Origin of the sequence: Parvimonas oralis, from assembly GCF_047608425.1 — a bacterium.
Taxonomy (GTDB): Bacteria; Bacillota; Clostridia; order Tissierellales; family Peptoniphilaceae; genus Parvimonas.
Map to the genome: position 1 here is coordinate 23,015 of NZ_JBLKRS010000009.1, position 6,634 is coordinate 29,648.

Genomic DNA, 6,634 nt, shown 5'->3' on the forward strand with positions numbered 1-6,634 from the left:
CAAAATTTTGACTACTTTTTGTATTTATGGTAAAATAAAAGTTAATTAATTAGGATTTTAACATAAAAACGGAGGATATATGGATAAAATTTTTGATATTTTGGAAGGTATTTTTTCAGTTGAAACCTTTGGAAATTTAAAGCTATACGACTTGATGGCGATTATTTTTAAATATATTTTTGTAATTATTATCTATTATTTTATTTACAATATAATTAAGATGATATACTTTGATATAAGCACTACAAGTGAGATGACTGAAGTTTCCAACACCTATCTGAAACTTATAAACAGAAAAGAGAGCCTTCCTTTTAAGGTTCATGAACATTATTATATAACTGATGAAACTACATTGGGTCGTGGAGATTCTAATGATATTGTAATAAATGATAAATTCATTTCTAAAAATCATATGAGAATTATTAAAGATGACGGAATTTATTTTATTGAAGATTTAGGTTCTGCAAATGGGACTTTGCTAAATGGAGAACCTATTACAGAGGCTATTGAACTTAAAGATAAGGATTTAATTGACGTTGGTCGAATTGAGTTCTTATTTGTAAATGAGGAAGTTGATGATGATTAGTAAAGTATTGAAGTCAAGATTTAGAACTCTAAATGTAAATTCCTATGTCAGTACAAAGAGTATTCAAGGTCTTTTACTATTCTTTCAAATTTTAGGACTATTTCTAATAATGGCTAGGGATTTTGCTAATTTTGACAAAACTAAATTATTTTTTATGGTTGCCTTAATTGGTTTTGTATATATTTCAGGGAAATTGGTACAAAAGTTTACAAGGGGCGATTATTATATAATGCTTATTGCAAATATGTTATTTTCCATTGGAATTTTAGAGATTTACAGGCTGAATAACAAATTGGCATATAGACAAATTATCTGGTTTTGTATAGGAATTGTAGCCTTTTGGATTGTATATTTAATTTTAAAATATATAAAAATTTGGAGTAAAATGTATTACTTTTATGCCGGAATTTCTTATCTTTTATTTATTGCAACTATTTTATTCGGTAGAAGAATTAATGGTGCAAAGAACTGGATAAGATTAGGTTCGAATTTTGCTTTCCAACCATCCGAGCTAATAAAGATTGCATTTGTTTTCCTTATTGCAGCTTTTTATAAAAATAGGGATAAGTTTGAAAAAGATATTTTGAAGAGATATAGTCTTCATTTCTTTTTCTATACTTTTTTAGGATTTTTATTTTTACAAAAGGACTTGGGTACTGTACTTGTGTTTTCAGGAGTCTTTATCTTTGCACAGTATATGTATGAACCGCATAGAAAATATATGTTTATCAATCTTATAATTCTTTCTTTTGGAGCTGTTTTAGGATACATTTTATTTACCCATGTTAAGGTAAGAGTAAAAATATGGCTGGATCCTTTTAAATATGCCGACGGAATGGGTTACCAAATTATTCAAGGTTTCTATGCTATAGCAAGTGGGGGATTTTTCGGGAAAGGTCTTGGACTTGGCAGACCTGATTATATTCCTTTTGCGGAAAGTGACTATATATTTGCAAGTATTTGTGAAGAAATGGGAATTTTAATGGGAATGGGAGTAGTTATGTTGTTTTTAATCCTAACTTATAGGGGAATAAAAACTTCTATGGAACAACATAATAAATTCTACAAATATGTAGCTTTCTGCCTTTCATTAATTTTCGCTTTTCAGTCATTGATTATGTTTGGTGGGATTTTAAAACTTATTCCGCTTACGGGAATTACAATTCCTTTTGTTAGCTATGGAGGTTCTTCAATTCTTTCAAGTTTCATTGCTTTGGGAATTTTACAATATGCCTCTGAAGAAAATATATAGGAGAATAATATGGTTGAAATTAAAAGATATAAAAGAGTTTTAACATTTATAAGTTTATTATTCATTTTAATTCTTGGATATATGACCTATTTTCAAGTTATAAAAGCTGATAAACTTAAAAACTCTGAAGACAATAAAAGAAATTGGGTTGATGATAATAAATTAAAAAGAGGAAATATTTTAGATTCTGAAGGAAATATTTTAGCTGAAACTAAAGCTGACGAAAATGGGGATAAATATAGATATTTCCCATACGGAGAAGCCTATGCTCATATAGTTGGATATAACAGCAAAAAATATGGAAAGACCGGAATCGAGAAAAAATTTAATACAACTCTTTTAAATAAACAGGATAAAACTCCTATCGGTGAATTAAAGAAAATTTTGATAGATCAAAAAGAGGGTAACTCAGTAAAATTGACTACAAATTCTGAATTGCAAAAATATGCTTCTTCACTTTTAGAGGGACATAAGGGCTCTATGATTTTGATGAATCCACAAACAGGTTCAATAATCACAATGGCGGACAGACCGACCTTTGACCCGAATACAATAGAAGCTAATTGGAAAAATATAATTGCTGATGAAGAAAATGCACCCCTTTTATCAAGAAGTATTGCAGGACTTTTTCCTCCGGGATCTGTTTATAAATTAATAACAGGAACTGCTTTACTTGAAAAACTTAGCGGAAGTGACTTAAATTATAATGACAAGGGTTCAACAACTATTGACCATTACAAAATAAACAACTACGCAAAGGAAGCAAATGGAAATATAGATTTGAGAAAAGCATTAGTTAAATCTTCAAACACATATTTTGCTGATCAGGTACAAAAAATAGGTGTTGATGCAATGATTGATGTTAGTAAAAGATTTATGTTCGGTCAAGAGATTCCTTTCGAATTAAAAACTGCTATTTCTCCAATTCCATATAATGATAAAACTACTGCTTTGGAACTTGCAACCGGAGCATTCGGACAGGGAAAAGACTTAGTTACTCCATTACATGTAGCAATGTTTACAAGTGCGATTGCAAATGGCGGAAATATGATGAAACCTTATATTGTAGGAGAAATTTTAGATCCTAATGGGAAAATAATAGAAAAAACTACACCTGAAGTTTTATCAAAAGTTGCTGATAAACAAGTAATGGATACAATGAAAGATTATTTAAAATCTTCAGGAGATAAAAACTTTGTTGGATTTATAAGAGGAAAGAAAGTTGCAGGTAAAACCGGTACCGCTGAAAAAACAAAAGATAAAATTCACTCTTGGGTAACTCTTTTTTATCCTGTAGATAATCCTACAATTGTATGTACAGCATTTTTTGAAGAGGAAAATAAATTAGCGGCTGAAATGATTCCACTAGTAAAAAAACTAGTTAATAAGGCAATAGAACTTGGATATTAGGAGATTTTATGAATTATAAAGTGCTATTTAGAATTGAAAGATTAAAACTCATAGATAAATTAAAAGCTAAAATTGTAAATTACAGAAGATATTGTGAAGAAATGGGAGATACTTGCGAGATTGAAATTGTTTGTGCAGGTAATGTAGTTACATATTTTTTAGAAGAAGATGAGTTTTTTAAGGATGAAAGTTTACAAGTTAAATTATGTAAAAATGCTTTAAACGGATTAAAACCGAATTATGAGCAAAGAAATATTCAAATAGTATCAGCCGGAATAGGAGAAATTATTAAAAGAAAATCTGAGGGCTGGATTGAATATACAATAGATTAAAGTATTTAAAAAAGAATGTGCAAACATTCTTTTTTTTTTATAATAAATTACAAATGTTTAGAGATTAAAATTTATAAAAAATTTCTTTATCCGTAAAATTAAAAAATATTTAGAAATTTTTATATATTATGGTAAATTTTTATATAGATTATATTAAAAAATTTTATCAAATAAATCTATATAAAACTTGACAAATATACATATAAGTATATATAATATAAATTGAGATTGAGTATTCATTATTTTATTAAAAAATAATTTAAGTATTTAGTTTTGATTAGTAGAGTAATGCGAGATTTGTTGATGTACTTTACTACAATTATAAAAAATTAATATTAAATTAATATTTATGGAAGGGGAGAAAAATGAGAATTTTAAGGAAATGCAAGAAGATGATTATAGTATCGCTAATATTATCAATACTAATGCCTGTAGTTTTATCAGGTATATCTTTTGCTCAAAGAAATGATAATAAATCAAGTGGTACTCATACTACAGTTGGAAGCAAGAAAAATTTAAAACGTGCCAACAATTCACCTGTTATAGGAGTTGATCATCCGACAAAGCCTGGAGAGGTAATGCTGTTTAAGGAAGTAAAAAAAGTTGAGGGAAAACTTAATACTTTTGATGTAACTCTTCGTATGGAAGCTAAAGATGTCAGCAAAAAATCAGATATTGTTTTAGTTATAGACCGTTCAGGTAGTATGAATGACAATTCTCGTATGAAAAAAGCAAAAGAGGCTGCACGTGAATTTATTGATAAATTATTGCCAAGTAATAATACTCGTATTTCTATTGTATCTTTTGCATCTGATGTTAGAACAGATCAAGGATTAACAAATAATAAGGAGAATTTGAAAAATGCTGTAGATAGGATTTATGCAGATGGTGGAACATTTACACAGTCCGGAATTAAACAAGCGGAAGCTATTCTTGCAAATTCCAATGCAGACAATAAACATATTGTTTTTCTTTCAGATGGTGAACCTACTTTCAGTTATTTAATTGGTAATGGATATAATGCAGATGATTATTTCTCTAATGAAATTAATCCTGATATTAATATTCCTAAAGAAGCATTTACAGACGAGAGGATAGGAAATGGAAATGGTTTAATTTGGAAAAAATGGAAACCTTTTAAATATTATTTGTATCACAATCATGGAAATAATGCAATTGCGGAGTCAAAATATGCTAAAACTTCGGGTTATAGTATTTGGTCTATCGCTTTAGAAGCGGGACAAACAGGAACTAAAGTATTGAATGCCGTAGCATCTCCGGGACAGTCTTACAATGCAACACCGGCAGAATTAAATAAGATTTTTAATGAAATAGCAGGAAAGATTTCATCTGCTATGAAAGATGCTCATGTTACCGATCCGATGGGAGCCGGATTTCAAATTCCTGTAGGAGAAGTTTCTAATATTAAGGCAGTTCCGGAAAATCCTGCACCGACTTATGATACAAGTGTAACTCCACACAAACTGATATGGAATCCCGGAACAGTAACTACTCCAATTGAGGAGGGTTCAGATATTAAGTATGCAGAGTTAAAGTATCGTGTTGTAATTAATGACGATATTTTAAATGTAGAACCTGATGCAAATGGACATTATGATACAAATGGAAATGCAAGTGTAAGTTATATAGATATTAATGGAAATAAACAAACTCCTGCTTTTCCAAAGCCAAATGCAAAGCCTGTAATCATAAAAATGGAAAAAGTACTTTTAGATTCCAGAGGAAATAAAATTCCAAGTAGTGATGGCAGAAAATTTAATTTTAATTTAAAATTACAAGAAGATAATACATTTAATCAAGATTATGAAGTTAAAGGCAATGCAGCAAGAGTTATGGCTGATTTGCGTATAGATAAGCATTATACACTTACTGAAAATAAATTTTCTGGAAGTCCTTCAAGTGAACAAAATGATTATGATATTGATGTTAAATGGAAAACTTGGGATGGAACACAAAGTGGAAAAGGTAATGATAATAGTTTGTCTAATTGGCTTGTTCCAAAAAATGCTAATGGAGAACCGTTAAATACGACAATAACCGTAACAAACAAAGAAAAAGCAAATGGTAAACTTACTATAAAGAAGACTTTTAATCCTGATGAAGAAATTTATGCTAGATTATCAAATATTAATAATTTATCTAATCTGAATAGTTTATTGCCTAAAAACTTACGTAGTGGTGAACCAAAGTATACTATAACGGTAGTAGGAAAGTCACTATATTCAGATGAAGAAATTTTTAGACAAACTTATGAACTTAGTGTAGGAGAAACGAAAGAAATTACAGGACTTCACTATGGTAATTATAAGGTAACAGAAGAAGGAAAAACTCCTGATTTTATTGACAGTGACGGAGTAAATGATGGAATTGTTTCAATTAAAGTTGATAAAAAGGAAGCTTCTGTTGAAATTATTAATAGACCTGAAAATAACGACTATACTACGGATTTTGAAGCTAGTAAAACTTGGGTAAATGGACCGACAGCAGATCATACTGCACCTGTATTTAAACTTTATGCAGATGGAAAAGATGTAACTGATGATAATGCAGATAAATTAGAAATTACTCCTAATAATGGAACAGCATCTCAATTTACTTATAAATGGACAGGAGTAAAAAAATATAATACAAGTGGAAAGTTAATTAATTATACAGTAAAAGAAAAAGACGCAAATGATGATAATGAATTTAAAATTAACAATAACACTTATACAGTAACACAAAATGGAAACAGTATAACAAACACATATAAGCAACCTACAGACGGGAAAGTAGAAGTAACAAAAGAATGGGACGGACCGGAAGAAGGAAAGCTAAAGAGACCTGAAATAAACTTAACTCTTTACAGAAAAGTAGCAGGGGGAGAAGAAGAAAAAGTACCTGAAGCAGAAGTAAAAGTAATAGATGGAACAACAACAACTGCAAAATGGGAAAACTTAAAGACAAAAGATAACAATGGAAAGGACTATACTTTCATTGTAAAAGAAAGTTTCAAGAATGCAGATGATGTAAATAATGGAAACTGGACTATAG

At 29.5% G+C, this 6,634-nt stretch carries 5 protein-coding genes; all 5 read left to right on the top strand.

Annotated features, from left to right (window positions below):
• Nucleotides 1-79 precede the first annotated feature (79 nt).
• On the top strand, nt 80-586 hold the full coding sequence (locus ACMX2D_RS07125; RefSeq protein WP_009449074.1) for an FHA domain-containing protein: 507 nt from the start codon (nt 80-82) through the stop codon (nt 584-586).
• A complete protein-coding gene (locus tag ACMX2D_RS07130; RefSeq protein WP_009449043.1) occupies nt 579-1,838 on the top strand; it encodes an FtsW/RodA/SpoVE family cell cycle protein in 1,260 nt (419 codons plus the stop codon). The genes ACMX2D_RS07125 and ACMX2D_RS07130 overlap by 8 nt, the downstream gene beginning before the upstream one ends.
• Nucleotides 1,839-1,847: 9 nt before the next feature.
• A complete protein-coding gene (locus tag ACMX2D_RS07135) occupies nt 1,848-3,248 on the top strand; it encodes a peptidoglycan D,D-transpeptidase FtsI family protein (RefSeq protein WP_414971827.1) in 1,401 nt (466 codons plus the stop codon).
• An 8-nt stretch (nt 3,249-3,256) separates the two neighbouring features.
• Nucleotides 3,257-3,580 carry a DsrE family protein gene (locus ACMX2D_RS07140; protein ID WP_414971825.1) on the top strand — a complete coding sequence of 108 codons (324 nt, stop codon included), beginning with the start codon at nt 3,257-3,259 and terminating at the stop codon, nt 3,578-3,580.
• A 365-nt stretch (nt 3,581-3,945) separates the two neighbouring features.
• A partial coding sequence (locus ACMX2D_RS07145) for a VWA domain-containing protein (protein ID WP_414973325.1) occupies nt 3,946-6,634 on the top strand: 2,689 nt, incomplete at its 3' end.